Origin of the sequence: Microcoleus vaginatus HSN003 (assembly GCF_022701255.1) — a bacterium.
Classification (GTDB): Bacteria; Cyanobacteriota; Cyanobacteriia; order Cyanobacteriales; family Microcoleaceae; genus Microcoleus; species Microcoleus vaginatus_B.
Genome location: NZ_CP031705.1, coordinates 3665794 through 3691543, shown reverse-complemented (window position 1 = coordinate 3691543; position 25750 = coordinate 3665794). Strand labels below are relative to the sequence as shown.

General features: G+C 44.7%; 15 protein-coding genes. 6 read left to right on the top strand and 9 right to left on the bottom strand.

The features are described from left to right. Positions 1-143: 143 nt before the first annotated feature. From D0A37_RS15985 to rfbF, 4 genes are all read right to left on the bottom strand, one after another. Complete coding sequence (locus tag D0A37_RS15985) at positions 144-890, bottom strand: DUF1995 family protein (protein ID WP_242715788.1); 747 nt, start codon at positions 888-890, stop codon at positions 144-146. A 176-nt stretch (positions 891-1066) separates the two neighbouring features. Continuing rightward, a complete protein-coding gene (locus D0A37_RS15980) occupies positions 1067-1798 on the bottom strand; it encodes a cyclase family protein (protein WP_242715787.1) in 732 nt (243 codons plus the stop codon). 84 nt (positions 1799-1882) lie between these two features. Then, on the bottom strand, positions 1883-2947 hold the full coding sequence (locus D0A37_RS15975) for an acyl-CoA dehydrogenase family protein (protein ID WP_242715786.1): 1065 nt from the start codon (positions 2945-2947) through the stop codon (positions 1883-1885). 157 nt (positions 2948-3104) lie between these two features. Beyond that, the gene (gene rfbF, locus D0A37_RS15970) at positions 3105-3878 is read right to left on the bottom strand and encodes a glucose-1-phosphate cytidylyltransferase (protein ID WP_242715784.1); all 774 of its coding nucleotides are present in this window, start codon (positions 3876-3878) and stop codon (positions 3105-3107) included. A 356-nt stretch (positions 3879-4234) separates the two neighbouring features. Here rfbF and D0A37_RS15965 point away from each other — a divergent pair, with 356 nt between their 5' ends. After that, positions 4235-4774: an RNase A-like domain-containing protein gene (locus D0A37_RS15965; RefSeq protein ID WP_242715782.1), complete on the top strand. Its 540-nt coding sequence runs from the start codon at positions 4235-4237 to the stop codon at positions 4772-4774. Beyond that, positions 4771-5070, top strand: a complete 300-nt coding sequence (locus D0A37_RS15960) for a contact-dependent growth inhibition system immunity protein (protein WP_242715780.1) — start codon at positions 4771-4773, stop codon at positions 5068-5070. The genes D0A37_RS15965 and D0A37_RS15960 overlap by 4 nt, the downstream gene beginning before the upstream one ends. Positions 5071-5140: 70 nt before the next feature. On the opposite strand, the gene D0A37_RS15955 is transcribed toward D0A37_RS15960, so the two are convergent. The 3 genes from D0A37_RS15955 to D0A37_RS15945 all read right to left on the bottom strand — a co-directional run bounded on the left by D0A37_RS15955 (position 5141) and on the right by D0A37_RS15945 (position 12751). Beyond that, entirely contained in the window at positions 5141-6469 is a 1329-nt protein-coding gene (locus D0A37_RS15955; RefSeq protein ID WP_242715778.1) for a GH39 family glycosyl hydrolase, read from the bottom strand. 71 nt (positions 6470-6540) lie between these two features. Beyond that, on the bottom strand, positions 6541-10047 hold the full coding sequence (locus D0A37_RS15950; protein WP_242715776.1) for a glycosyltransferase: 3507 nt from the start codon (positions 10045-10047) through the stop codon (positions 6541-6543). A gap of 136 nt (positions 10048-10183) precedes the next feature. Continuing rightward, positions 10184-12751, bottom strand: a complete 2568-nt coding sequence (locus D0A37_RS15945) for a glycosyltransferase (RefSeq protein WP_242715775.1) — start codon at positions 12749-12751, stop codon at positions 10184-10186. Between the two features lie 164 nt (positions 12752-12915). Between D0A37_RS15945 and D0A37_RS15940 the strand changes: the two genes are divergently transcribed. From D0A37_RS15940 to D0A37_RS15930, 3 genes are all read left to right on the top strand, one after another. Next, positions 12916-15234, top strand: coding sequence for a tetratricopeptide repeat protein (locus D0A37_RS15940; protein ID WP_242715774.1), 2319 nt, complete (start codon positions 12916-12918; stop codon positions 15232-15234). Positions 15235-15419: 185 nt separating this feature from the next. After that, complete coding sequence (locus D0A37_RS15935; RefSeq protein ID WP_242715773.1) at positions 15420-16712, top strand: ATP-binding protein; 1293 nt, start codon at positions 15420-15422, stop codon at positions 16710-16712. Positions 16713-17121: 409 nt separating this feature from the next. Further along, positions 17122-22317 carry a PAS domain S-box protein gene (locus D0A37_RS15930; protein ID WP_242715772.1) on the top strand — a complete coding sequence of 1732 codons (5196 nt, stop codon included), beginning with the start codon at positions 17122-17124 and terminating at the stop codon, positions 22315-22317. A gap of 318 nt (positions 22318-22635) precedes the next feature. On the opposite strand, the gene D0A37_RS15925 is transcribed toward D0A37_RS15930, so the two are convergent. Then, positions 22636-23199, bottom strand: coding sequence for a Uma2 family endonuclease (locus D0A37_RS15925; protein ID WP_242715771.1), 564 nt, complete (start codon positions 23197-23199; stop codon positions 22636-22638). A 163-nt stretch (positions 23200-23362) separates the two neighbouring features. Between D0A37_RS15925 and D0A37_RS15920 the strand changes: the two genes are divergently transcribed. Then, positions 23363-24748, top strand: a complete 1386-nt coding sequence (locus D0A37_RS15920; protein ID WP_242715770.1) for a lipid-A-disaccharide synthase-related protein — start codon at positions 23363-23365, stop codon at positions 24746-24748. 132 nt (positions 24749-24880) lie between these two features. Here D0A37_RS15920 and D0A37_RS15915 read toward each other — a convergent pair whose 3' ends face one another. Then, positions 24881-25672 (bottom strand): 2-phosphosulfolactate phosphatase family protein, encoded by a 792-nt coding sequence (locus tag D0A37_RS15915; RefSeq protein ID WP_242715769.1) that lies wholly within the window; start codon positions 25670-25672, stop codon positions 24881-24883. Positions 25673-25750: the final 78 nt, after the last annotated feature.

Here is a 25750-nt window from a genome sequence, read left to right as displayed (position 1 = left end):
TTGACTGTTTGGACATTTGAACAATATCGATGCAAACGGAAACGATATTATGGCAGTTTTAATTTGAGCGAAGTACAAATATCCGGTAGGGGCACGGCGCCTGGCCGTGTCCTGGGCGTATTTCAGAGAATTGAAAACTGCTGTCACTGAGTCAAAGCTTTGAGGAATGTCTGGAGTTCTGCCAAAAAACCTTTCTTTTTTACGGGTTTTGCAGGTGCGGTGGAGTCAGGATCTGGGCTTGGGAGAGAAGCGGCTAAAATCCGCTCTAACTGGTCTCCGACGGGTTTTTGGGCGGTTTCAGAAATTAGTTCGTATTGGTTGTTTTTTTCCAGCCAAACTTGCCAGGATTGGGGGTAGCAGCGGAATAAAGCTGCAGTGTCTAGGGGTCTGATGTAGTAGCAGGATTCGATTTTGCTGAGAAATCGATCGCGCAATTGGCGGCCGGCATAGCCTATACCTATGGTGGCAACATCTTCCAGGCGCGGGTTGAGTATAATTACGGGGCGACCGGCCGCAGCTATGTAAAGTTTTTCGACTTGGGCAACTTCTACGGCGGCTGGATTGATCAGGAGGAAAAGTTGATCTTCCGGCGCTATTTTATCTTCAACAGGAGTGCGACTGCTGCCCAAATCAGTGACTTTAAACGGTGTTTCTCCCCAGTCGCGGCGCGCGAGGGCGGCCGCACCGGTGTCGGGAAAAAAGACTTTTAGTCCGGGGTAGATTTCCTCAAATTCTGGGAGAAATTGTTCGGTGATAGACTGTGCTTGCAGGGCGATTTCTGGAAATACTAATTCGACTTGCAGTAGAGTTTGGCCGTCCGAGAGGGCGGCGGCGGTTGCAATGCGGGATTGGGCGATCGCCTCGTTGAGATCCTTGGGCAGTTCTGTCATTAATCTTATTGTTTTTACTGGACTTCTCTCAATCTAATTTTACCTGAGATATTGCACCATTCTCAATTACCTGTTTAGGAACAGGCAAGATGCCTGTTCCACAAGAAAATTCACTCTTTGTGGAACAGGCATCTTGCCTGTTATTGAGAATAGTGCAAGATGTAAGTTTTACCGCATTAAGCAACAAAAGCTAACACTGACACAGGCGAGCCGGAACCTCCTAAAAGGCGCAATATTCCGATAACTAAAGTGATTTCAGCCGCCGGTAACAAGTCGAGATTTGCCAGATTTTCCAGCACTATTCGCTGCGTTTCCAATACCAATTTATTAACCACAAAACTTTCATCTCGCCCGGTATCGACTCCGTGGGTGTCGGTGCCAATTCCGGCTATCGAGCGTGCTTCTAGCAAAAATTGAGTTGCTGCTTTGCCAAATCCGGGAAAGTGGCAAATTCCGCGATCGTCTCGGTTGAAAAATGCTCGCTCGTCATCCCATTTTTCTTGCCAGCCAGTATACAATAAAACTATGTTTCCCGGTTCTATAAGTTTGTGCTGCCGTTCCCAAGCCAATATATCATCAATTGTTAAAGTGTAGTCGGGATTGGCAAGACTTTGCTGGCGGAGGTCGATCGTAATTGCGGGGGAAACAAGCGACTGCGGGGAATAACTATCAATGCTGGCGCCTTCTGCATAAAAGCTGTTGGGTGCGTTGATGTGAGTGGCGCTGTGTTCTCCCATTGAGAATTTTCGCAGGAAATACCCGTCTGTTTCTATTTGAGCGACTGGGGCAATTTCTGTCGCTGGATCTCCTGGCCAAATGGGAATATTTGGGTGAATTGCATGGGTTAAGTCTACAATTGTGCTATAGGCGATCGTTTTTAAGTTATTTGACTTAAAGTTGTTTGTCATCAGGTTAAATATATCTATTATTTATTAAACACAGTTGAGTTTTGGACCTTCTGCGAGCTCAATATAAAATCTAAAATCTAAAATCTAAAATTCGATTAGTCGATCGAGCGTTGCTTCCATCACATCCTTTGTTTGCCCGGAAACAGTGTACACCAAAGCTTCTCGATAAACTCTCCCGGCCGGGTGTACCGCACCGTTAGCAGCACCGCTAGAAACTGCAACCGCAGCGTGCCCGCAACGCACCGCTAAATCAATGGCTTGAGCTCGCAGCGCTAATTGTTCTGCTTTCGAGCTATGTTGAGATTGTTGGAAATTTTCTTTTAGCCGATCGAGCTTTTGCTCTAGTTTTTGGCAAGCCGCCGTTATAAAATGTGAATTCTTAGCAGCGGCCGCGGCTGCAATTACATCCAATCCGGCTCGAATACAGCCAAAAGTACCCGGAGCAAAATTCAGTATATTTTTGCTGTCGTTTTCCGCAATCCAGCCGACAGGTTTAACTGAAATTATTTCCGATTCATGCAGCAACCAATTATCGAGAGTGGCTGTCACAGTATTAGTCGAGTTCATGGCGATTAGCTGCATGATTTCGCTAAAAGCTATTTTACCCGATTCGCGTTCAATATTGGCAAAAGGCACTAAACCGAAAACGGCGCGATTGTCAGGAAGTACAGCCGCTACAATAAACTTTTGAAACAAGCGAAAACCTGTTACCCAAGGAACTTTTCCTGACAGTAAATAGCCCGCTTTTGTGGGAGTTGCAGTGACGGCCGGATCGCCCGATCGCCTTAAATGCGAAAACCCAATACCCAAGCGTAACTCTTTTTGGGCGATCGCGGGCAAGTATCTGCTTTTTAGCATTTCATTGTCGCTGTTGGCAAGCATGGCAGTTGCGCTGTGGTGCTGAGTTTGCAGGAAAGACAAAGCGCCGGAATATCGAGCCGTCAATTCCTGATATTTGTAAAAAATCTCCGGTGTAATTTCAGCGCCGCCCCATTTTTGGGGAACTCGCAATGCTAAGAGCGATCGATCTTCCAATCCAGCAACTGCTGTTTTCAGCGCTTCCGAGTCGCTGTCGATAATTTCCGCGTGGGGTGCAACGCACTTTTGTAGGTAAGTTTCTGTGCTGTTGAGAATTTCTTGGGAATCCATTTTTTATAATTATTTTATAGCAGACGTAGGGACACGGCACTGCCGTGTCCCTACTACTCGCTCGCTGGCGGGGTGTACTTTATAAACGTATAATCGGCCTTATATTTATTCAAATTCTTATGAAGCGAGCCTAAAAGCCCGCCTCAAAACTAACTCACTACCAAACTTTCCAAGGAGCCTTTCCTTCATCCCAAAGTTCGTTTAAATACTTGTATTCTCGAAAAGTATCCATCGCAAAGAAGAAGCCCTCATGACGGTAAGCCATCAATTGTCCGTCTGCGGCCAAACGCTGCATCGGCTCTTGTTCTAAAATACAATCATCTCCCCCCAAATACTCAAATACCCGGCGGTTGAATATCATATATCCAATACTGATCCAGCCGTCAACTTGAGGTTTTTCAGAAAATTGAACTACGCGGCTATCGCTGTCTACATCCAAAATTCCAAAGCGAGAAATCGGACGAAATGTGGTGACAGTGGCCAGCTTCCCGTGAGACTTGTGAAATTCGAGCAAGGCGTCAATATTGACATCAGCTACTCCATCGCCATATGTCACCATGAAATTATCGCGATCGATATATTTTTCGATCCGTTTTACCCGCCCTCCTGTCATGCTTGCCGCGCCAGTTTCAGCCAGGGTAACATTAAAATCTTGTTCCAGATGTTCCTCGTGATAAGTGATGGCATTTTGGCGTCCCAGACAGATAGTAAAGTCATTGTTCATGGCTTCATAATTGAGGAAATATTCTTTAATCATGTTGCCGCGATAGCCCAAGCACACAATAAAGTTTTGGAAACCGTAGTGTGCATAGATTTTCATGATGTGCCAAATAATTGGGTGCCCCCCCACCTCAACTAAGGGTTTGGGACGAAATTCTGTTTCTTCTCTGAGACGAGTACCGAGACCGCCAGCTAGGATAACCAGTTGCATTTTGTCACATTTTTAAAGATGATAAATTAATTTATCATCAATCATCAGGGATTATTTCAAAGAATTATTAACATTTTCTCATAGTGAGTGAAGCTTTGTAAACGCCAGAAATCACGAATTATTATAAATAATCGTAGGGTGATCCGTGGACACCGTGTATTTAGGAATAATCCTAGGGGGTGCCGTACACACCCTGTATTTAAATGCTGCGCGCAATTTCTAACTAAGAGGAGGGTGGGTACTGTGGACAGTATATTTGAATACAGCGCAATTTCTAACTTACTAAGAGTCGATTAAGAAATAGACAAAAAAACAGCCAAGACCTATACTAAATATAAGAAAGACCTTCAACAGCAATGAAAAATCAACTCGATCGCCTAAAAAAGTTTTTAGGTATCCTCTGTGCGATCGCCTCAATAATTATATTATTCCAATCGGCTATACCTGGTGTTTACGCCACGGTTGTTGCACGGGAAATCTCAACCATACCACAAACCACGGTAGCTTTTGTACCCAACATACCGGGCGGCGGATTAGACTTTCACGAATCAGCAGGAGGACACACTTTAGAGAGACACGTTGGCAAAACAGAAGCACAACTAGCACAGCGACTCGCAAGCGAAACGAGAATTTCTGCCGCATCTTCCTTTACTGATCGTTCCGTCGCCGAAGCGGCTATTGCAGAAGCAATGAACAGAAATCAAAGTGCGATCGACTCTTGGGTGAAAAGTCGAGGCAATCGTTATACGATCGACTACAACGCCAACAGAATAATTGGCATTACCCTGCGTCGCCGCGCATCGAAAGCAACTTCGACATCTCGCCTGAGAATCGTCCTCCAGCGCAGCGCCAACTTACCTCCCGGATACTTTATTCTCACAGCCTATCCCCAATGATCAATCAATTTCCTCATTTAACCCAATTTTTCAGTTCCTACTTTCACCAAGACTGGCCATTAGAAGCTGACACTCCGAGCAATGTAGTGAACAACTACCGCAGCAGCGAACCGCCCGCAAGTGTTGAAGCTGCATCGCAAGAGCTCAGCCAACTGCTAGAAATGCCGATCGCCCCAGCCGATTTAGAAGCATTCATCCTCGATGAATTAGGGTGTTACTACGACCCACAATCCGAAAATCAAACAGTCCGAGAGTGGTTGGAATCTGTGCAAAAATCTTTGAATAATCCCAGCTAAAATCTATATATTTGTAGGGACACGGCACTGCCGTGTCCTCTATATAATTCCGATGCAACCGAAAACTATATCACTTGCTAACCGTCAATAAGTAGCCTTCGTGGACGTTTAAATTAGGGATAACATAAGCCAAGCTGCCGCTAGTTACCGACAAACTTTCTTCTTTAACAGTGACAAGCTGTTGTACGGCTCCTTCTTGATTGTTGGGAATTCTTTCTAATTTTAGAGTTACTTTCTGACCTCTTTGAATACCTAGCTGCTCCAAATTTCCGAGGCTTAATGTTACCGTTGTGGCGGCGGAATAATTGGGGTCGAAATAACCTAAAAGTATCTGTGCTTTACCTTCAGGATTTGACTTGCTGGCTAAAGCGACAAGGCGATTGTTATTTGACCAACTCCGCACCCGGGAATTAACTCCGTCAGCATAAGCTTTGTATGTCCACCAAGCTGCTCTTGGCTCAAAAGTATTAGGCGTCACCATCCCACTCAACGTATTGTTGAAGCAATTGCTAACTTTATTTGGCCCTTTACTCTCCCAACAAGCTCTGCAAGCACCGTCAGCTTTTGCATACTCTAAGTTATATAAATAACCTAAGATTTCCCCCGGCTGGTACTGGGCTAAGTCCCCGACAATTTCGTTGACGTAAATTTTTTGCAATTTCAGTTCTTTGTAAGAGGGACTTTGCTGAAAATTGCGTTTCGCATCCAATACGTGGTCGTCAACAAATAAAATCATGGTATCGTTGAGTTCGTGCCAAGCTAGGAAATTTACTTCCAGTTTATTCGCTTTGCAGTAATCCAAAAAAGCAGCGAGATATTCTTTGTTGTAGCGGGCGATACTCGGCCCGCCAATCATTGCTGATGGCCCCAATTCCTCCCGCAAAATTTTGTAAGCCCTTTTGTAAGTTTCAAAGAATTGTTCTCTGCTTCCATTCCAAAACGGATTTTTTAAATCGGGTTCATTCCATACATCCCAAATAATTTTTTTGCCTTTATTTTGCTGGGCTAACTGTCGGATGAATGCTTCCCACGCGGGATAATTTTTATAGGGCCAGCCATTGGGATTGCTACCGTAGCCCCACAAGTCGCTGACTACTAACTGAAACTCGGCTCCGCTGGCGATTACTCGATCGTAAATATCGAGTCTCCCCGCCCGCCAAAGTTTGGGCTGCAACGGTTTGATCAAGCTATCCGGCGGTTTGGCCGTGTCGATTCCGTGCATCATGCCACTCATGGAAATTGTATCGGTGGCGGGCTTTCCAAAATCTACTGTAACGTTCGATCGAAGTTGGGCGATCGCTCTTGGCTGTCCCAAATAGGCTATTAACAGAACAGTGACAATAGCTAAACCAATTGGCAGCAGTTTATTAATACGTGGGAACTTGAATGTAAATTGCATATTTTTCGTTGGGTGATGTTTGGTGGAATGAGCATCTTGCCCGTTCCTAAGAATGCTGCAAGAGCTCAGTTTTAACGAACAGATGAAAACACTTCAAAACCCTGTATTGATTCTATCACTTGTTGCCACGAGCGGGAGTTGATCAGCTCGTTGGTATCGAAATCCACCCCTTTTTCCACAGCAAAAATGCCAAAGTTTTTCACCCAATCAAAGATTGTTTCTGTGGTAAAATAAGGTGTGCAAGCCCAAGCCGATTGCAAATTATTCACCATCTTGGACATATCTCCCCGATCGTAAGCCTCCCAAGCTTTCCACACTAAATAATAGTATTTCACCAGTCTATCCACTTGCTGTACCTGCTTCTTGAGTTTCGGACTAATAGAGAAACTGTCGCTATCATCGTCACTTACAAATGCCTGTTCAATTATTTCTCCATATTCCCGAAGCATCCGTTCTTCTTTGAAGAGTTCTTGGGCTCGCGCTTTGCACGCTTGTCCTGCAAGTCGGCGCGATTCGGGATTTTCTGCCCATATTTCCACCGTTTCTACCAACTCTTTTACGGTTCCTTCTGGGTCGATTGTAGGATCGGGAAGCAACTTTCCCGTATCTCCTAATTCTTCAGGAATCCCGCTGACTGCTGTGGCAATTACGGGCAATCCTTTCGCCATTGCTTCCATAATTGCTAGTGGCATTCCCTCTGCTTCGGAAGATAAAATAAAGATGTCGCTGGCGTCGAGCCAATCGGCAATATCCCAGCGCTGTCCTAAGAATTTAACCTGTTCTTCTACTGCCAATTTGCTCACAGTTGCTCTTAATTCCGGTTCTAGATTGTCGTGAGTAGTAGACCCAGGCCCAGCCCAAACAAAGTAAATTTGGGGCCATAGTGGACGATTTTTCAATTTGGCGATCGCCTGCAATTGATACTGATATCCTTTAATTGGAGTCAATCTCGCCGCCGTGAAACAAACAACAGCATTTTCGGGAATTCCTTGTTCTTGACGCAGGCGTTGGCGAGTTGAAAGATTCGGCGGCTCAAAATAACTATTTGGTCTGCCATAATAGATTACTTTTCCTCGTTGTAGACGCGCTTTAAATAGACTTTGGAACAAGTTTAAATTCTCGTGGGAAACTGCTACTGCTGCTTTCGCTACCATGTACTGGTAGGCAACTGCATCGAAATAGGGAATTTGATCGCCGCGATCGAAGGTTTCATAATTGCGATTGATATAACCCAGACTGATTATGTACGGTATATTTTGCTCGATCGCAACTTGTTTTGCTGCAAAGTTAGCCATCGGCCAGCCGTCACTAAATATAATTAAATCCGGTTGAGCCTGGGCGTAAATCTTTTGAGCATCATCCAAATTGTAAGCAATTCGCAAAAATTCTTTCATCGTGTCGAACTCTAGCCAAAGATGTTCGATACCTAGCTGTTTTTGTTCGGTAATTAAAGGATTAGAAGCTTGACTTTGAACGCTGGTAACTCGGTAGCCATCAGCAGCTAATTTACACATCAGCGAGTGGTTAAACTGAGCCAAACCGCCCACTCCTGAGTCTTCTGTGTACAGGAGTATGTGCTTTGTTGGCGGCCGAGAAGTCAAACTGGGAGCCGATTGAAACTGATAAGGATTGTTCGCTGCGATCGCCACTATGTCTTGCCATTCCTGTAAATTGGTTAAGGCATAGGCATCAAAGTTGTAGGCGTACTGTTCCGACACCCCCTTAAAAGTTTCCAGCCAATTAAAAACAGTTTCAGTGCCTGTCAAATGAGTGTAATACAGAGATTTTTCCAGACTTTCGACCATTTCTGGGAAATATCCGTCGCGGTACATCCGCCATGCTATCCATACGAAACACTTGTAGCGTTCCACACGTTTTAAGTCACGGATGTGCTGAGGTAAGTCTGACCGCGAGAAAAATTGCTCCATCAAAATTTCCGTATTTTTCATTAATTTGGAGCCGTTGGACATGATATTGTTGTCGTGCTGACGATAGCAGGTTAATATCTCTTTTAACCAAACTGACTTGCAGCCTTTTAAAGCTAAACGTAGGACAAAATCTAAATCTTCTGTTGGCGGCAAGCGATGATCGAAACCTCCCAAGCGTTCCCACCACTCTCGCCGCAGCATCATGGCGCTGGGACGCACCGATTTGTACAAAACAAAAGTTTCTAAATCTAATTTTGGTGCTTCTTCCCAAGGCTTTATTGCATAAATGCCTTCGTCGTTTGCGTCAACCATAAGCCAACCTGTTTGCACCATATCTAATGTGTGGTCAGCGTCAAAGCAAGCTACTTGTTTTTCTAGTTTTTCTGGTAAGAAGAAGTCGTCAGCATCTAGAAAAGCTAAAAATTCCCCTTTTGCTAACTTACAAGCATGATTTCGAGCAATTGCTGCTCCTTGGTTATCTTGATAGATGTATTGAATTAAATCGAGGTAAGGTGCTAAAACTTGGCGAGTGTTGTCAGTTGAGCCGTCGTCTACGACGATAATTTCCCAGTTTTGATAAGTCTGGCCCAGAACACTCTCTACGGATTTGACAATGTAGCGATCGCAGTTGTAAGTCGGGAGGATGACACTGACGCGCACTTTTTTGGGAGGAATTATACTAGCCATTAACTGTTTCCATTCTGGTATTTTTCTGAGAGCAATGCCATCAATTGGGCAGCCGTAGCTGTTAGAAATTCCGGTAAGGCGCTTTACCCAATCTATTATAGTTAGTGTCAGCGAGGACGGGGTATAATCTAAAGATTTTTGCAAATACTCAGTCATTTCTGCGGGATAGCCACTGTAGTACAGTTGCCACGCCATCCATGTCAGAGCTTCATACAACGCCTGCTTTTCTAATTTGCGGATGTCCTCGGGCAAGTCCGGTTTACTGAAGAAATTTTGCTTTAATTTTATACAAAGATTTGCCTGTTTTAGCGCTCTCTGGATGGACACATTTTGCCCGTGCTGGCGGTAGCATACTGTCACTTGAGGCAACCAAGCAGCTTCGCAACCAGATACTGCTAAACGCAAGATTAAGTCGGCATCATCTACTGAATCATACTGAGAATCAAAGCCACCGACTCGTTCCAGCCACTGCCGCGAAAACATCATGGCGCTGGGAAGTACAGGCATATAAACAATCCAGGTTTTTAAGTCTAGCTGAGGCAAGTATTCCCAGGGTTTTACATCGAAAATACTTTCGCCTTGCTCTTTAACCATTCGCCACCCACTATTAACAATTCCTAGTGATGGCTGAGCGTCAAATAACGCAACTTGTCCAGCCAACTTATGTGACAGTAAAAAGTCATCTTGATCTAAAAAAGCAATTAATTCACCTCGGGATTCCTGAATTCCTCGGTTTCTAGCGGCAGCTACTCCTTGGTTTTCCTGATAAACATAGCGAATTTTGTCAAAATAAGGCTGCAATGCTTGGCGGGTGTCGTCGGTTGAGCCGTCGTCTATGACGATAATTTCCCAGTTTTTATAGGTTTGGCTGATGACGCTTTCTACCGCTTGCGCGATGTAGCGATCGCCATTATATGCGGGAATAATTACACTTACCCGCGGTGTCGAATTTGGCATTGACATGAGTTTTATCGGTGATCAGGAAGGGTTCGGCAAAGGATTCTGTAAGGGATGTAGCGGATGTAAGGGAGGTCAGGCAGAAGGTAGATGCAATTTTACTGCTGACAGCCATCCGAATTTCAAAGGTAAATTGGGTATTTTATCGTGCATAAAATACAGATTCAATACCCTGTACTTGCTCGACTAATTGTTGCCATTCTGATGAATTAATTAGAGAATATGTATCTAATTTCTGCCCTTTGTTTGAGGAAAAATTGCCAAAATATTCTACCCAATTCAATAGGGTTTCTGTAGTCAAAAAAGGTGTGTACTCCAAAGATTCTTGAAGCAACTTCTGCATTCCGCTTAGATCTTCTTGACAGTAAGCCTGCCAAGCATTCCACACTAAAGAGCTGTAGTAAACCCGGCTTTCTATTTTCGCAATTGACCTCTGCACCTCTTTTTTAGTAACAAATTGATCTGTTTCGCGATCGCCAACTAAAGCTTTTTCGATCGCCTCCATCGACTGTGCCAACATCCGTTCCTCTTTGAATAGTTTTTCGGCCCGCTGCTTGCAAGCTTGACCGATTTGATGCCGCAATTCTGGATTCATCGCCCAACCTTCTACCGTTTTCGCCAATTCCCTCGCGGTTCCCTCTGGATCTGTATTCGGATCGGGCAGCAATTTCCCAGCATCACCAAGCCCTTCAGGAATGCCGCCCACAGCCGTTGCAACTATCGGCAATCCCTTAGCCATGGCTTCCATGACTGAAAAAGAAGGCGCTGCATCTGCTAGAGAAGTCAAAATGAAGATGTCGCTAGCATCCAGCCAATCTAGGATATCCCAGCGCTGTCCGATCAACTTCACGCGATCGCTCACTCCTAACTCTTTAATAGTTTCCCTCAATTCTACTTCTACATTGTCAGCGCTTCCCTCACCAGTTCCTGCCCACACAAAATACAGTTTAGACCACACAGGAGACTGCTGCAACTGCTTGATTGCTTCGATCTGATATCGATGCCCTTTAATCGATGCCAATCGAGCAGATGTGAAACAGACAATCGCATCTTCAGGAATGTCTATTTCTTGTCGCAGGCGTTGACGAGCCGCAGCATTAGGAGGTGCAAAATATTCTGGAGAACGCCCCAAGTAAATCACTTGTCCTAGCTCTTTTGGCAACTTGAAATGTTGGCACAATAAATTCAAATGTTCGTAAGCGCCAACAATCAAGGCTCTAGCTTGCAGGCAGTGGTAGAGCACTCCTTCTACATAAGGCACTACATCCTCGCAGGCAAAAGTTGCGTGTTCTGGCATAACTAACCCGATCACCATCATGTATGGTATTCCCATTTGAATAACTACCTGTTTAGCTGCAAAATTGGAAAAGGGCCAACCATCGCTAAAAATAATCAGATCGGGTTTATTACTAGCAAAAATTTCTTGTGCATCCTGAGTATTTCTTAAGATCCGTTGTAAATCTTTATGACCGCTAAAATCCAGCCACAAATGCTTTATACCTAACTCTCGTTCTCGCTCCAGCAAGGGGCTAGAATGTTTCGTTTGCACGCAAGTGACTCGATAGCCCAACATGGCTAACTTACATAGAATGGCATGATTATACTGCGCTAATCCTCCCACGCCCGGATCGTCCGTGTTGTAGAGTAAAATGTGCGATTCCCTCTGGGATAGCTTCGCTTCACCCGCTGGTGAAGGTGTGGGAATAGAACTTTGTTGAGATGGGGGTGGATTAGTCATCACCATCATAATTATCTCTTGCCATTCCGCTAACTTACTCAGCGAATAAGCGTCAAAATTTTCACCATATTCTTCAGAAGCCATCTGAAAACTTTCCAGCCAATTCAAGACTGTTTGTGTGGGCGAAAAAGGCGTATATTGCAATGACTTTTCCAAACACTGAGCCATCTCTGCTAGATGACCGTCGCGATACATCCGCCATGCCAGCCACTTTAAGCATTGATAGCGTTCCGGGTTTTTTAACTGCCGGATTGACTGAGGCAAATCGGGTCTATCGAAGAATTGTTTCATCACAATTTCTATATTCCTGATTAGCCTAAAACCGCTTGACATGAGATTAGAATTGTGCTGGCGATAACAGGTAAGTGTCTCTTCTAACCAAACTGCTTTGCACCCCTTTAAAGCTAAACGCAAGGCAAAGTCTAAATCTTCTGCTAGTGGAAACTGAGAATCGAAACCGCCCAATTTTTCCCACCACTTTCGGCGCAGCATCATCGCACTTGGACGCACACATTTATATATGATAAAGCTGGCTAAATCTAATTCGGGTGCTTGCTGCCAAGGCTTGACAGCAGAAATTTCTCGCCCGGTTTCATCGACGATCAGCCAACCTGTTTGCACCATGTCTAATCCGGGGTCAGCGTCAAAATAAGCTATTTGTTTTTCTAACTTGGATGGTAAGAAATAGTCATCGGCATCTAGAAATGCCAAAAACTCGCCTTGCGCTAGTTGGCAAGCCTGATTCCGGGCTACCCCGACTCCTTGGTTTTCCTGATAAATGTAGCGAATTCTGTCAAGATAAGGTTGCAATACTTGCTGCGTGCGATCTGTCGAACCGTCGTTTACAACTATAATTTCCAAATTATTAAAAGTTTGACCGAGGGCGCTTTCTACCGCTTGCACGATGTAGCGATCGCCATTATATACAGGTATAATTACGCTGATTAGCGGTGTCGGATTGACTGTTGACATTATTTAGCTCGCTATTAACCTATTATTGTCTAGTTTATATTAAGGTTGCTGACATTTAGCACTATTTATCTGCCCATCGGCAGATGTATTTACTTGAATTTGAAGTTTGATAAGTTGTACCATACAATAATACATAGAATTATTACTCAACAGGAACGCAGGAAGTGAATTCAGAAACAGCAGCGGTTGATTTTCAACAACAGGCAGAAGTCTATTTGGCTTTAGGGAAGTTGGATGAGGCGATCGCACTTTGCCAGCAAGTTTTGGCATCGCACCCCAATTCCGCCAAGACTTGCAAGACCTTGGGGAAGGCGCTGCAAGCTCAGGGTAAACTAGAAGACGCAAGGTATTGGTATAAAGTTGCGATCGCCCTGCAACCGGATTTTGCCGAAGCTTTTGCTAACCTCGGCACTCTCTGCGCTACATTGGAACAGTGGCAAGAGGCGATCGGCTGTTATCAAAAAGCTATCTCCATCCAACCGGACTTTGCAGGATTTTACCGAAATTTGAGCCGGATATTTACCCAAGTCGGTCAAGCTGAGGAAGCGGCAGACTGTTGGTATCAAGCACTCATCGTGGAACCAATAGAAACAGCGGAAGAATATCTTGATTTGGGTAATACATTGCTTGCCCAAAATAAGCCCAAAAAAGCGCTAGTTTGTTACCACCGCACCATTTTTTTAAACCCGAGCTTTTGCGAAGCTTATTGTAAGATAGCCGAAGTTGCTACCGAGCTGAAACAGTGGGACGAAGCTATTGTTCACTACCGCAAAGCTATTCAACTCCAGCCGGACATTTCGGAGTTTCATTACAAATTAGGCAATGTTTTGCAAGCGAACGAACTGTGGCGCGAAGCGGAGGCCGCCTACCGGGAAAGTATTGAGTTAAATCCCAATTCTTTTTGGTCATACTACAACTTAGGCAGCGTTCTGCTCAAGTTAGAAAAATGGCAAGAAGCCGCGAGATGTTATCGCACAAGTGTTGAAATAAATCCGAATTTTTCTGGATCTTACTACAGCATTGGTGCAGCTTGCGATCGATTAGAACTATGGTCAGAATCCGTCGCAGCTTACCAGCGCGCTACTGAATTAGATCCGAAGTTTTTCTCAGCTTTTCACCAGTTAGGGGATGCTCTAGTTAAACTAGAAAAATGGTCGGAAGCTGAGGCTGCATACGAACAGGCGATCGCACTTAATTCAGATTTATTTTGGTCTCATTATAACTTAGCTTTGACTTTAGTTAAGCTTCAGAAATTTTCCCCAGCCACATTCGCTTATCGGCGGGCGATCGCACTCAATCCAGAATTCTCTTGGACTTACCACAATCTAGGAGAAGCGCTGTTAAAAAGCCAACAGTGGAAAGCTGCAGCTACCGCTTATCAACGTGCTATTGAACTTAATCCCCGTATTTCTTGGTCGTATTACAATTTAGGTGATGCTTTGAGTGAAAGTCACGAATGGAATGATGCTGTTTCCGCCTACCTTTGTGCGCTTAAAATCGAGCCGTCTCTACCGGAAATTTACATGAAGTTAGGTAAGGCTCTCATTAAAAGAACTCCGGTTGATTCAGATCTAGCAACTAGCTACTATCATCACGAAATGCAGCCGCAGCACGCTCCTGAATTTTACTCCGAAATCGCCCAAAAGTTTGCTGAGAGCGATCGGCTTAACGAAGCCATCATGTTGTACTTGATGGCCTTAGAAATTAGACCAAAAGCTCCAGAAATATCCCAAAAATTAGAGGAGATTTTAGAAAAACAGCGTCAAACAGGGGAATCTAGTATATTATTAGAGTTAGAAGCTAAGGATATTCGCGATCGCTACATTGCCCGAGTTGCCAAAGGTAAGACTTTTGCAGAAGTCGGTGGCTGGTGGGGAACTGTCAGCGAAAAAGTATCTGTAGCTAGCAAATACGGTGCAGTTTGTCTGACAATGATTGATGCCATGCCAGCATCCATGGACTGGTGGCAAGATTTTCGCGATCGCATGACAAGTTTAAATATTGCTAATTATAATTGTATGAATCGAGATATAACTCAGATTCAGCTTGCAGAAATTGGCGAGCCTTACGATGTAGTTCACTGTGCAGGAGTTTTGTACCATCACCCCCATCCCTTGCAGATTTTAGTTGCCTTGCGTCAGATAACTCGCGAGCATTTAGTTTTCACTTCAGCTATTACCCAAGAAGTGATAGAAAATGAGTGGGGACGCTATGAAATTCCCGCTTCTGGAGTAATGTTTATTCCCGCTTTGGACGACGCTGAACGAGCTGTTTTAAGAGCTTACTGGCAGCCCTACATCAACAACAACCCACTTATAGGGATAACTGAAAAAGCAGTTTTTGACATGAACAATTTTGCGGCGTGCTGGTGGCTACCTACAGCTACTGCTTTAGAAGCTATGTGCAAAGTCGCGGGATTTAAGGTTTTAGACAAAGGATTGACTTGGGACAATAATGCTTTGACTCTGCTGCTGGGGATTTGAGGGTTGGTAAACGAACAATAACAGGACTTGCTTGTGTACAAACGGCTAAACACCCGGTTTATGAGCTGATTTCTCGTTTTTTTTCCCATATTTATACTAAAAACCGGGTGTTTTCCGTAAGTCCTAAATAAAATCGATAGCTGCAAACATCTTGTGTGAATAAAACAGGAACAGGGAAATAATCAATGAACAATCACCAACCAGGGACGCCGTTAGGAAACATTTTAGTAGTAGACGATACAGCAGAAAACCTGCGTCTGTTGTCTACGATGTTGACTCAGAGGGGGTACACACCCCGCTGCGTGATTAACGGAAAAATGGCTCTGAGAGCCTGCAATTCTAATCCACCCGATTTGATTTTGCTCGACATAATGATGCCGGAAATGAACGGCTACGAAGTTTGTCAGCACTTGAAATTAGAACCTAAAACTCGCGAAATACCAGTAATTTTTATCAGCGCTAAGGATGAAGTTTTCGACAAAGTAAACGCATTTGCTGTGGGAGGTGTTGACTATATCAGCAAGCCATTTCAGTTTGAAGAAGTGCTCGCCCGCATCGAAAGTCACCTCAGCCTACGGAACTTACAAAAGCAGCTAAAAGAACAAAATGTGCTGCTGCAAGAAGAAATCACCAGCCGCTTAGCGGTAGAAAAAACACTTCAGGAGAAAAACCAAATCTTGCAACAAGAAATCAGCACCCGTCGCGCAGTTGAAAAAGCTCTGCAAGAGCAAAATTTGGTACTCCAACAAGAGATATCGCACCGCCAGCGCGCCGAATCGGCTTTATTAAAATCTAACCAAGAATTAGCACGTTCAAATGCAGAACTAGAACAATTTGCTTATGTGGCTTCTCATGACTTGCAAGCGCCTTTAGCAACCATTGCCAGTTATGCTCAACTTTTAGAAAAACGCTACAAAGACCAACTCGACACCCAAGGTAGTAAGTTTATCGGCAATATCGTTCAGGGCTGCACCAGAATGCAAACTTTAATTGACGATTTACTCGAATATTCGCGCGTTGGCCGGAGTCGGAAACCTTTTGAACTGACAGATTGCAATCACGCAGTCGATCGAGCACTCGCAAACCTGCAAGGGGCGATCCGCGAGAATAAAGCCGTTGTCACTTACAGCGAATTACCAGCGGTAATGGGGGATATTTCTCAACTTGTACAGCTATTTCAGAATTTAGTCAGCAATGCGATTAAATATCGCCACGATGCACCGCCTGTGGTTCATATTACCGCTTGCAAACAGGATAAAAAGTGGTTAATTTCTGTCTCAGATAATGGAATTGGGATTGCTCCGCAGCATCAAAAACGCATCTTTCAAATTTTCCAGCGCTTGCACACTCAAAGAGAATATTCTGGGACAGGTATTGGTTTAGCAATTTGTCAAAAAATTGTGGAACTTCACGGCGGATGTATCTGGGTGGAATCGCAACCGGCACAAGGTTCAACTTTTTACTTTACTCTGGCTTAATTGAGACATCCTTTCGACAGAATGTAGAAGCTAGAAGGCAGCGAAAGCTATATTAAATTTTATATTTAAAGGCAGAAGCTAGAAGCTACAAGGTAGAAGTTAATACTATTTTAGATTTTAGATTACAGACTTGAATTATTGGGAAGGACTGTGACTATTGGGATTGGAAGCACGAGCCTACAGTTGCCTTCTTTTTTTAAAAGGGTATAAAGTACAAGTTAGAATCCAAATTGTTGCGCGTTGACACTCTAGTTAGTGCGTGATATAATTATAAGTATTAAAGACATTTTTTGTAGCGCTCGCTCACACCGGAATCTGACCGCCGATGTATGTGTAGGTGGTGAATAACGGCCCCGGAAATAAAGGTGAAATTCAAGTTGGTTTAACATTTTTTTGATTGATAAATATTATGAAAGCAGTTTTTAACTTAGCTTTGCCTCCTATCTGCTTTAAAGTTCTGTTAGTAGAAGATAACCCTCAGGAAGCTGAGCTTATTGAAGATTTGCTGTCAGAAATTGGCGGCGCGCAGCGTATAGTGCTGACGAAAGTAGAGCGCCTTAGCGAAGCGCAGCAGCGATTGAATCAAGAAACTTTTGACATAATTTTATTAGACCTTTCACTGCCAGATAGTCTGGGAATCGAGACGGTGGCTCGGGTACAAGAGTACGGGGTAAATGTGCCGATCGTAGTTCTGACCGCCCAAAACGACGAAGAACTTGCGCTGCGGTTGATTTCGGTCGGCGTACAGGATTATTTGGTAAAGAGGAAAATCGATAGCGAACTGTTAATTCGATCGCTCCGTTACGCCATAGAACGCCAGAACAGTCAAGATGCTTTGCGAAAAAGTGAAGAAAAATATCGCTCGGTGGTGGAAAATTCCCTGATCGGCATTGCCATCATCGCTCCAATTATTGACAGCGAAATTCCTCTAAATTGCCACTGGATAGAAGTTAACGAGGCCCTGTGCAATTTGCTGGGCTATGAGCGCTACGAACTCGTGCAAAAGAATTGGCTAGAGTTGACTCATCCAGAGGATTTGGAAGCTAATTGTGAAAATTTTTCTCAGATGTTAGCAGGTAGGATCGACGGTTACATCTTAGACAAAAGGTGGCTCACAAAAAACGGCGAAATAATTCACACGCGAGTTTCCCTGCGCTGCATCCGTCGCCTGGACGGGTCTATCGACCGGATAATCGAAGTAGTGTTGGACGTGAGCGATCGCTACCGCTACGAAGCCAAACTGAAAGCGTCAGAAGAATTTTTAAACCACACCATAAATGCTACCCCAGACCCAATTTTTGTCAAAGACGAGCAACACCGCTGGATGATATTAAATGATGCTTTTTGTCAGTTGGTCGGCAAATCGCGGCAAGAACTAATCGGCAAATCAGATTATGACTTTTTCTCCCAATCAGAAGCTGCTGTTTTTGGGACAAAAGATGAAGAAGTATTGACAACGGGTGTCTGCTTGGAAACCGAAGAAAAATTCACCGACTCTGCCGGGAGAGAACACATAATTTCTACCAAAAAAAGCGTCTTCAAAATAGCCGACGGCAGTAAAGTAATAGTGGGGACAATTAGAGATTTTACCGAATACAGACAGCAACAAAAAGCCCTGGAACAAAGCGAAGCTCGCTTTCAAAAATTAGTAGCTAACCTGCCGGGAATAATTTATCAATTACGAATGTCAGCAACTGGAAAAATATCTTTTCCCTACATCTCTTCAGGCAGCCGCCAACTCTACGAATTAGAGGCAGAAGCACTAGAGCAAAATGCGGAACTGATTTCCAAGGGAATTCACCCAGACGATCTCTTAGATTTAAAAGCATCGATCGCCATTTCAGCCACTACTCTGGAACCTTGGCAGCAGCAGTGGCGGCAGACTTTACCATCTGGAAAAGTTAAGTGGCTGCAAGGAGCGGCAAGACCAGAAAGGCTCAATAATGAAAGCAAATCTGGCAGCCAAGGCGATATTCTCTGGGACGGTTTAGTGATGGATATCACTGAATTAAAGCAGGCCCAAACAGAGCGCGATCGTTTTTTTACCATCTCCTTAGACTTGCTTTGCATTGTTGGTTTTGACGGTAATTTTAAACGTTTAAACCCAGCTTGGTCAACAGCTTTAGGCTACAGTATTAGTGAAGTGTTGGCCAAGCCAATGATCGAATTTGTTCATCCAGACGATCGAAAAGCTACCGTAGCCGAAGGGGCAAAACTAATAGCAGGTACCTCCAGCATCTCCTTTGAAAACCGCTATCTCTGCAAAGATGGTTCTTACAAATGCTTCCTGTGGACATCATCGCCATTTGGTGAAGAAGGTTTAATCTACTCAGTCGGTCACGACATTACCTCTCGCAAACAAGCAGAGTCCCAACTCCAGCGACAAGCAGTAGCAATGGCGGCTGCTTATGACGGAATCGCCATGTTTAATAATAATAAAGAATGTATTTATTCCAACGAGGCTTATCTCAAAATGTACGGCTTGGCTAGCACTAGCGAACTGTATGGGAAGAAATGGAAAATGCTCTACAGCAAAGCAGAAAATTTATTTTTTGAACTACAAATAATGCCGATGCTCCTGCAAAAAGGGTACTGCAATATAGAAGCGATAGGTCAGCGCCGGGACGGTAGTAAGTTCCCTCAAGAATTGTCGCTGACAAGGCTTGTCGGTGGCGAAATCATTTCAATAGTCCGCGATATAACTAATAGAAAACAGGTAGAATCAGCTCTGCGGTCGAGCCAGCGTCGCTACCAAACTTTAGCAGAAGCATCGCCAGTTTGCATATTCCACACCGACAGGTTGGGAAATTGCCTTTATGTGAATCAACGGTGGAGCGAAATTACGGGATTAAACGCAGAATTAGCAGCAGAAACTGGCTGGATGAATGCTATACATCCCGATGATACGGAGCGGGTAAAAAATGAATGGCATCGAGCAATTATTGAGAAAATTCCTTTTAAATCAGAATACCGCTTTCAGCGTCCAGATGGTCGTGTAATCTGGGTGATCGGTCAGGCAATTGCAGAAATCGGAGACAAGCAGGAAATTAAAGGCTATATCGGCACTATTACTGATATTAGCGATCGCAAACAAGCAGAATTAGATTTGCTGCGAGTTACTCAAGCGGTGGAAAGCACCAGCGATGCGATCGGCATTGCTGACTTGACAGGGCGATCGCTTTACCACAATCAAGCCTTTGTTCAACAGTACGGCTACACCGCAGAAGAACTAAACACAGCAGGCGGATTAACAGCAATTTACCCCCAAACTAAAGTGCTGCTAGAAATGTTTAAAACGATCCGTAAAGGCAAATCTTGGCAAGGCGAACTCAAAATCCACACTAAAAACAACGAACGGGTAACAACTTTATTTCGCGCCGACGGCATTAAAGATGAAACTGGTAATTTAATCGGGTTAGTGGGAGTAATTACCGACATCACCGAACGCAAACAAGCGGAGATGGCTCTGCAGCAGCAATTAAGGCGAGAACGGCTAGTAGTTGCCATGCTCGATCGCATTCGCTCCTCCCTCAATTTAGAAGAAGTTCTCAGCACTGCTGTCGAAGAAGTGCGACACTTTTTGCAAACAGACCGCACAGTTATTTACCGCTTTAATCCCGACTGGAGCGGCGTTGTCGTTGTGGAATCAGTGGCAAAAAATAGAATTTCTCTGCAAAATTTTCACAATTTTGATTTATGTTTTAAAGAGGGATTTGTTGATATTTACCAGCAAGGCCATATTCGAGCTATGGAAGATATTTATAGTGAAAATCTGAGGGAATGCCACCTGAGATTTCTCGAAGAATTTGAAGTGAAAGCTAACTTAGTAGTGCCGATTTTAAAAGCACCAGAAAGCATTTCCCAGACCGAACAAACCGCAGAAAATCAGCTCTGGGGACTGCTAATTGCCCAGGATTGCAGCGGCCCCCGTCGCTGGGATTCCTCAGAAATAGAATCCCTGCGGCAATTGTGCGTACAATTGGCGATCGCAATCCAGCAATCGACGCTATTTCAACAAGCACAAACCGAAATTGTCGATCGCAAACTTGCAGAATCTGCCCTCCAACAAGCCAAAGAAGTCGCAGAAAGCGCCAACCGCGCCAAAAGCGAATTTCTTGCCAATATGAGCCACGAACTACGCACCCCTTTAAACGGCGTTTTAGGTTACGCTCAAATCCTCAAAACCGACAAAGACTTAAGCTCCGATCACCAAGAAAGTCTCAGCAATATTCAACAGTGCGGTCAACACCTGCTGATGTTAATCGACGATGTTTTAGATCTTTCCAAAATTGAAGCTAGAAAAATGGAACTCTACCCGGAAGAGTTAAATTTTATAAATTTTATTAAAAACATTGCTGATCTCTTTCAGATGCGGGCCTCTCAAAAAGAAATTTTGTTCCATTACGAACAAGTCTCTCCCCTGCCTACCGGCGTTCGTGTCGATCCAAAAAGATTGCGCCAAATTCTCATAAATTTACTCAGCAATGCCGTTAAATTTACTAACAGCGGCGGTGTGACTTTCAAAGTCGGCTATGTCGGCACAGGGGCCTGGAGTCGAGGGCAAGGAGAAAATTATGAACTCTCGACTTTGAGTTCCGAACTGAAAGAAAATTATATGCGCTTTGCCCACAATGCGATCGCAGCCAAACACGCTTTAAAAATCCGTTTTCAAGTCGAGGATACCGGCACAGGAATAGAACGAAGCAAGTTAGAAGAAATATTTTTGCCTTTCCACCAAGTAGGAGGCAATACATTTGTTGAAGGTACAGGTCTCGGACTGTCGATTAGCCAGAAATTAGCGAAACTAATGGGTACCGAAATTCGCGTCCACAGCACTTTGGGAAAAGGCAGCATTTTTTGGGTAGATTTAGAATTGCCCGCAGCTAAACGGTACTTGGAGGTGTCTCCTTTGCAGGAAAAACGCTGGGTTGTCGGTTTTATCGGCAACCAGCGGAAAGTGCTAATCGTGGATGACAATCAACTGGATCGCGATTTGTTGTGCAAGCTGCTGCGGCGTTTGGGATTTGAGGTTGCAGAAGCCCAAAACGGGAAAGAATGCCTCTGCAAAACTGTTGAATTTAAACCGGATGTGATTTTAATGGACTTGCGGATGCCTGTAATGGATGGCTTAGAAACTGCAAGAAAACTGCGGCAGTTGCCGGTCGTAAAAAATGTCGTGTTAATCGCTATGTCAGCTAGCGTTTTCGAGGCTACGCAGCAAGATAGCATCCTCGCAGGCTACGATGATTTTCTTCCCAAACCGATCGAAGCAAATCACTTTTTGGAACAGTTGCGGGTGCATTTGGGACTAGAATGGATTTATGGGGAATCTTCGGAAAACAAAAAGCGCAAAACTCCCAGTTTGTCACCCGCCTCTGATCTTCCTGCTTATTCTTCTCTGTTACCTGCGGCTTCTGAGTCAGTAACAAAACTTTTGAAACTCGCAGCTATGGGCGACATTGAAGAAATTTTTGATGAGAGTGCTAATCTGGAGAGGTTAGAACCTAATTTAGGGCCGTTTGTCTCGAAGCTGCGCCTACTTGCTAAGGGATTTCAGCTCAAACAAATTCGGAATACTTTAAAGCAATATATCGATGGTCAGTAGTCAGTGGTCAGTGGTCATTAAGCTGTTCAGCCTTTAAATTGTCTGTCAAAAAAAATCAAAGTCTTGTGGGGTGGGCGTCTCGCCCGCCCTGAATATACAATTTAAATGCGCGACAGCTTAGTTATTAGTTATTTGTTGTCAGTTCCCATGCCCAATGCCCAATTCTCAAGGCCCCATTCAGAATTTGCACCTTTTCAGTGCACTGTCTGTATTGTCTGAGAAGCTGTTGTCCATCTAAACTGTCTATTTCGATCCCATATCAAAACTCGTCAAATCCTCACCCCCTCTCCCTCTCTCCTACTCTAATATTTTGTTGTTTCACTCTAATAGCCAACCAAATAAATCTCCTACTGTTAGTTGCAATTCTCTGGCAAAAGATGGCATGGGCAATAACTGTTCCCGTTCGTCAAACACCTCCGTTGATTGAGTCGGCCGATATACAAAAACCGATTGCTCCTCTGGATCAATTAACCAACCCATTTGAGTTCCGTGTTTGAGACAATGTAAAATATTTTTAGTAACTTTAGTTTGGTTTTGGTCGGGGGAGATGATTTCAATTGTCCAATCTGGGGCGATCGCAAACACATTTGCCACACCACCATTTTCTTTACGGGGAATTCGCTCCCAAGTGAATACACTCACGTCTGGAACGATCGCTCTACCGCCAAAAATGCACCGTAGTTCGGGAAATGCTCGCGCCACTTTTTGAGGTTTGAGAGTAGCATTAGCAGCACTTGTCAACTCGCCTTGAATGACACTATGTTCTCCTTGAGGCATCGGTTTTTGAATGATTGCACCGTCAATGTACTCGCTGGCTGGTTTGGTTTCTGGCAACTTCAGAAACTCTTGGAGTGTCAAAGATTTTGGCAGGGTTTGTACCATCCGCTTTTACCTCTAAAATAGGAGTTTCATCTGCTATTTTACCAAAAGTCCCCGCCTCGTGCGATCGTCGCTCCACTTACTTCAACATCCGGCTATACCACCTTGCATCCTGCGGCTAATCTTGCTTCTATATATTCAGAGACAGTTTTTGAGAGAGTTGGGATTGAAATTACTTTGCCTCAGTAATGGCCACGGAGAAGACGCGATCGCCCTTCGCATCTTGCAGGAACTACAACAGCACCCGCATCCGCCAGAATTAGCCGTGTTTCCGCTAGTGGGTGAAGGGCAAGCTTTCGCTCAACTAGAAAACGCCCACATCATCGGCCCGGTACAGCGAATGCCTTCGGGCGGCTTTATTTACATGGACGGGAGGGAATTTTTGCGCGATGTTAAAGGCGGCCTGCTTCAGTTGACCATCGCTCAGTTTAAAGCCATCCGCGCTTGGGTGCGATCGCAACAAGAGTCTGGGAATCAAGACGGCGTTATTTTAGCCTGCGGGGATATTGTACCGCTGCTGTTTGCTTGGCTGGGCGGTGCGCCCTACGCCTTTGTCGGTACTGCCAAGTCAGAGTATTATTTGCGCGACGAGAACGGGCCTCTGGCTCGCAAATCCCGAGTCTTTGGTTGGTGGGGTTCCCCGCGATCAGTTTATTTGCCTTGGGAGCGCTGGTTGATGACTCGATCGCGCTGTCGGGCCGTTTTTGCCAGGGACGCGCTAACCGCCGAGACTTTACAAAAGCTGGGAATTCCCGCTTACAATCTCGGAAACCCCATGATGGACGGACTCGAACCGGAAAATCCAGCCGGTTTTTACGGCCCTGACGCAGAGTTTCGGGAAAGGTCGCGATCGCTCGTCATCACCTTACTCCCCGGTTCTAGAGCGCCGGAAGCCTATGCTAATTGGCTGGTAATAATAGAGGCTGTAGCCGGAATTTTGTCTCTGTTTGCCGATCGCAAATTGTTATTTTTTGGAGCCATTTCTCCTCAGTTAAATTTAGAAGCTTTGCGACCTAGTTTAGAATTTTTCGGCTGGCGACAAGAAGGCGAAACTAGAACGCAGCGGCGAGAAGGAAGTATTTTGCGACCTCCTGTTTCTAGCGCTCAAGAAATTCAGAAAGAATCTCCTAGTTTGCTATTACCGCTGACATTTGTGCAGAGAAACGCCACAATGATTTTGACTCAGCAAAGTTTTAACGATTGTTTGTACGAAGCAGATTTAGCAATAGCAATGGCAGGAACGGCTACAGAACAATTTGTAGGTTTAGGAAAACCCGCGATCGCCATTCCCGGAAACGGCCCGCAATTTACTCCCGCTTTTGCAGAAGCTCAAAGTCGCCTGTTAGGCCCGTCATTAATTTTAGTCAAACATCCCGCCGAAGTTGCCGGTGCCGTGCAGTCTTTGCTCCGCGACCCCGACAGGTTGCAGCTAATCGCTGAAAATGGCTTGCGGCGCATGGGAGAATCCGGTGCGGCAGCCAGAATTGCCGAGTGTTTAATTCAGCGCTTCGGCGGTGAATCCAGCAATTCTCAATTGCCTGCAATCCACTAGAGACAAAACTATTTTGTGTTCCTGCCCAGTATCTTTAATACTACTTTCTTTGAAAAAAAACTTGTTCAATAACTACTAATTTCCGTAGGTGCGCCGAGGCGCACCTTACTAATACTGCATTCGCCGAAAATTTCAATTCGCCGTTTCTTCTGAAGATTGAACCCAGAAATCCGCCTGAGGAATTTTAAAATCCGACTTAACCAAAACTCCCGGTTCTCGCTGCATCGGCAGCACATCTAAAGTATCCGTTTGCGCGCAATATTTTAAATCTTCAATAACACCTAAACCGAGTAGGCGCTGGCCGTGACTGGCACGTTCCAACAATTCGTGCAACCGATCTTGCCAGTGCAGGTAAAGAGCAATAGCCCCAAATACTTCATCGTTACCAGCAAAATCGCTCGCAGGAATACCGCTTTCTGCTAGCAGACTTTGGGCGATCGCACCAGCACAAACCGTATCTTCCAACGAATAACTTCCTTCCCAACCCGAACCCACAATCCAAATAGTTTCCGGCTGTTTATTTAACAAAAACTGCACCACAGATTTGCGGTTAATCAAAGCCGCCGTTAACACAGTTTCAGCAGCTTGCACTCTCTCCAGAGCCCGAGTACCGTTAGTTGTGCTGATAAAAATTCGCTTCCCAGTCACCTTTTCTGGCGTGCAGTCGAGGGGGGAATTCCCCATGTCAAATCCCTCAACTTTGCCGCCGCCGCGCTCTCCGGCGCGAATCCGCTTATCTGCAGGCCATTTTTCGCTCTCGGCCATTAGCTTATCTAAGTCGCTGAAAACTTGGACAGCTTCCGCCCCATTATTCAGGGCCGTTGCCATTGTCGTAGTCGCCCGCAGCACATCAACTGCGATCGCGCAAGCCGGCATTTTGTCGGCTGGCGTAAGTTCCGGGGTATGGTAAATAAAAAGCTTCACTTTTGGGCAACCTGCGATAAATCCTCATCATTAATAATAATGGAAAGTGGATAATAGAAAATAGAGTCAAGTCCTCAA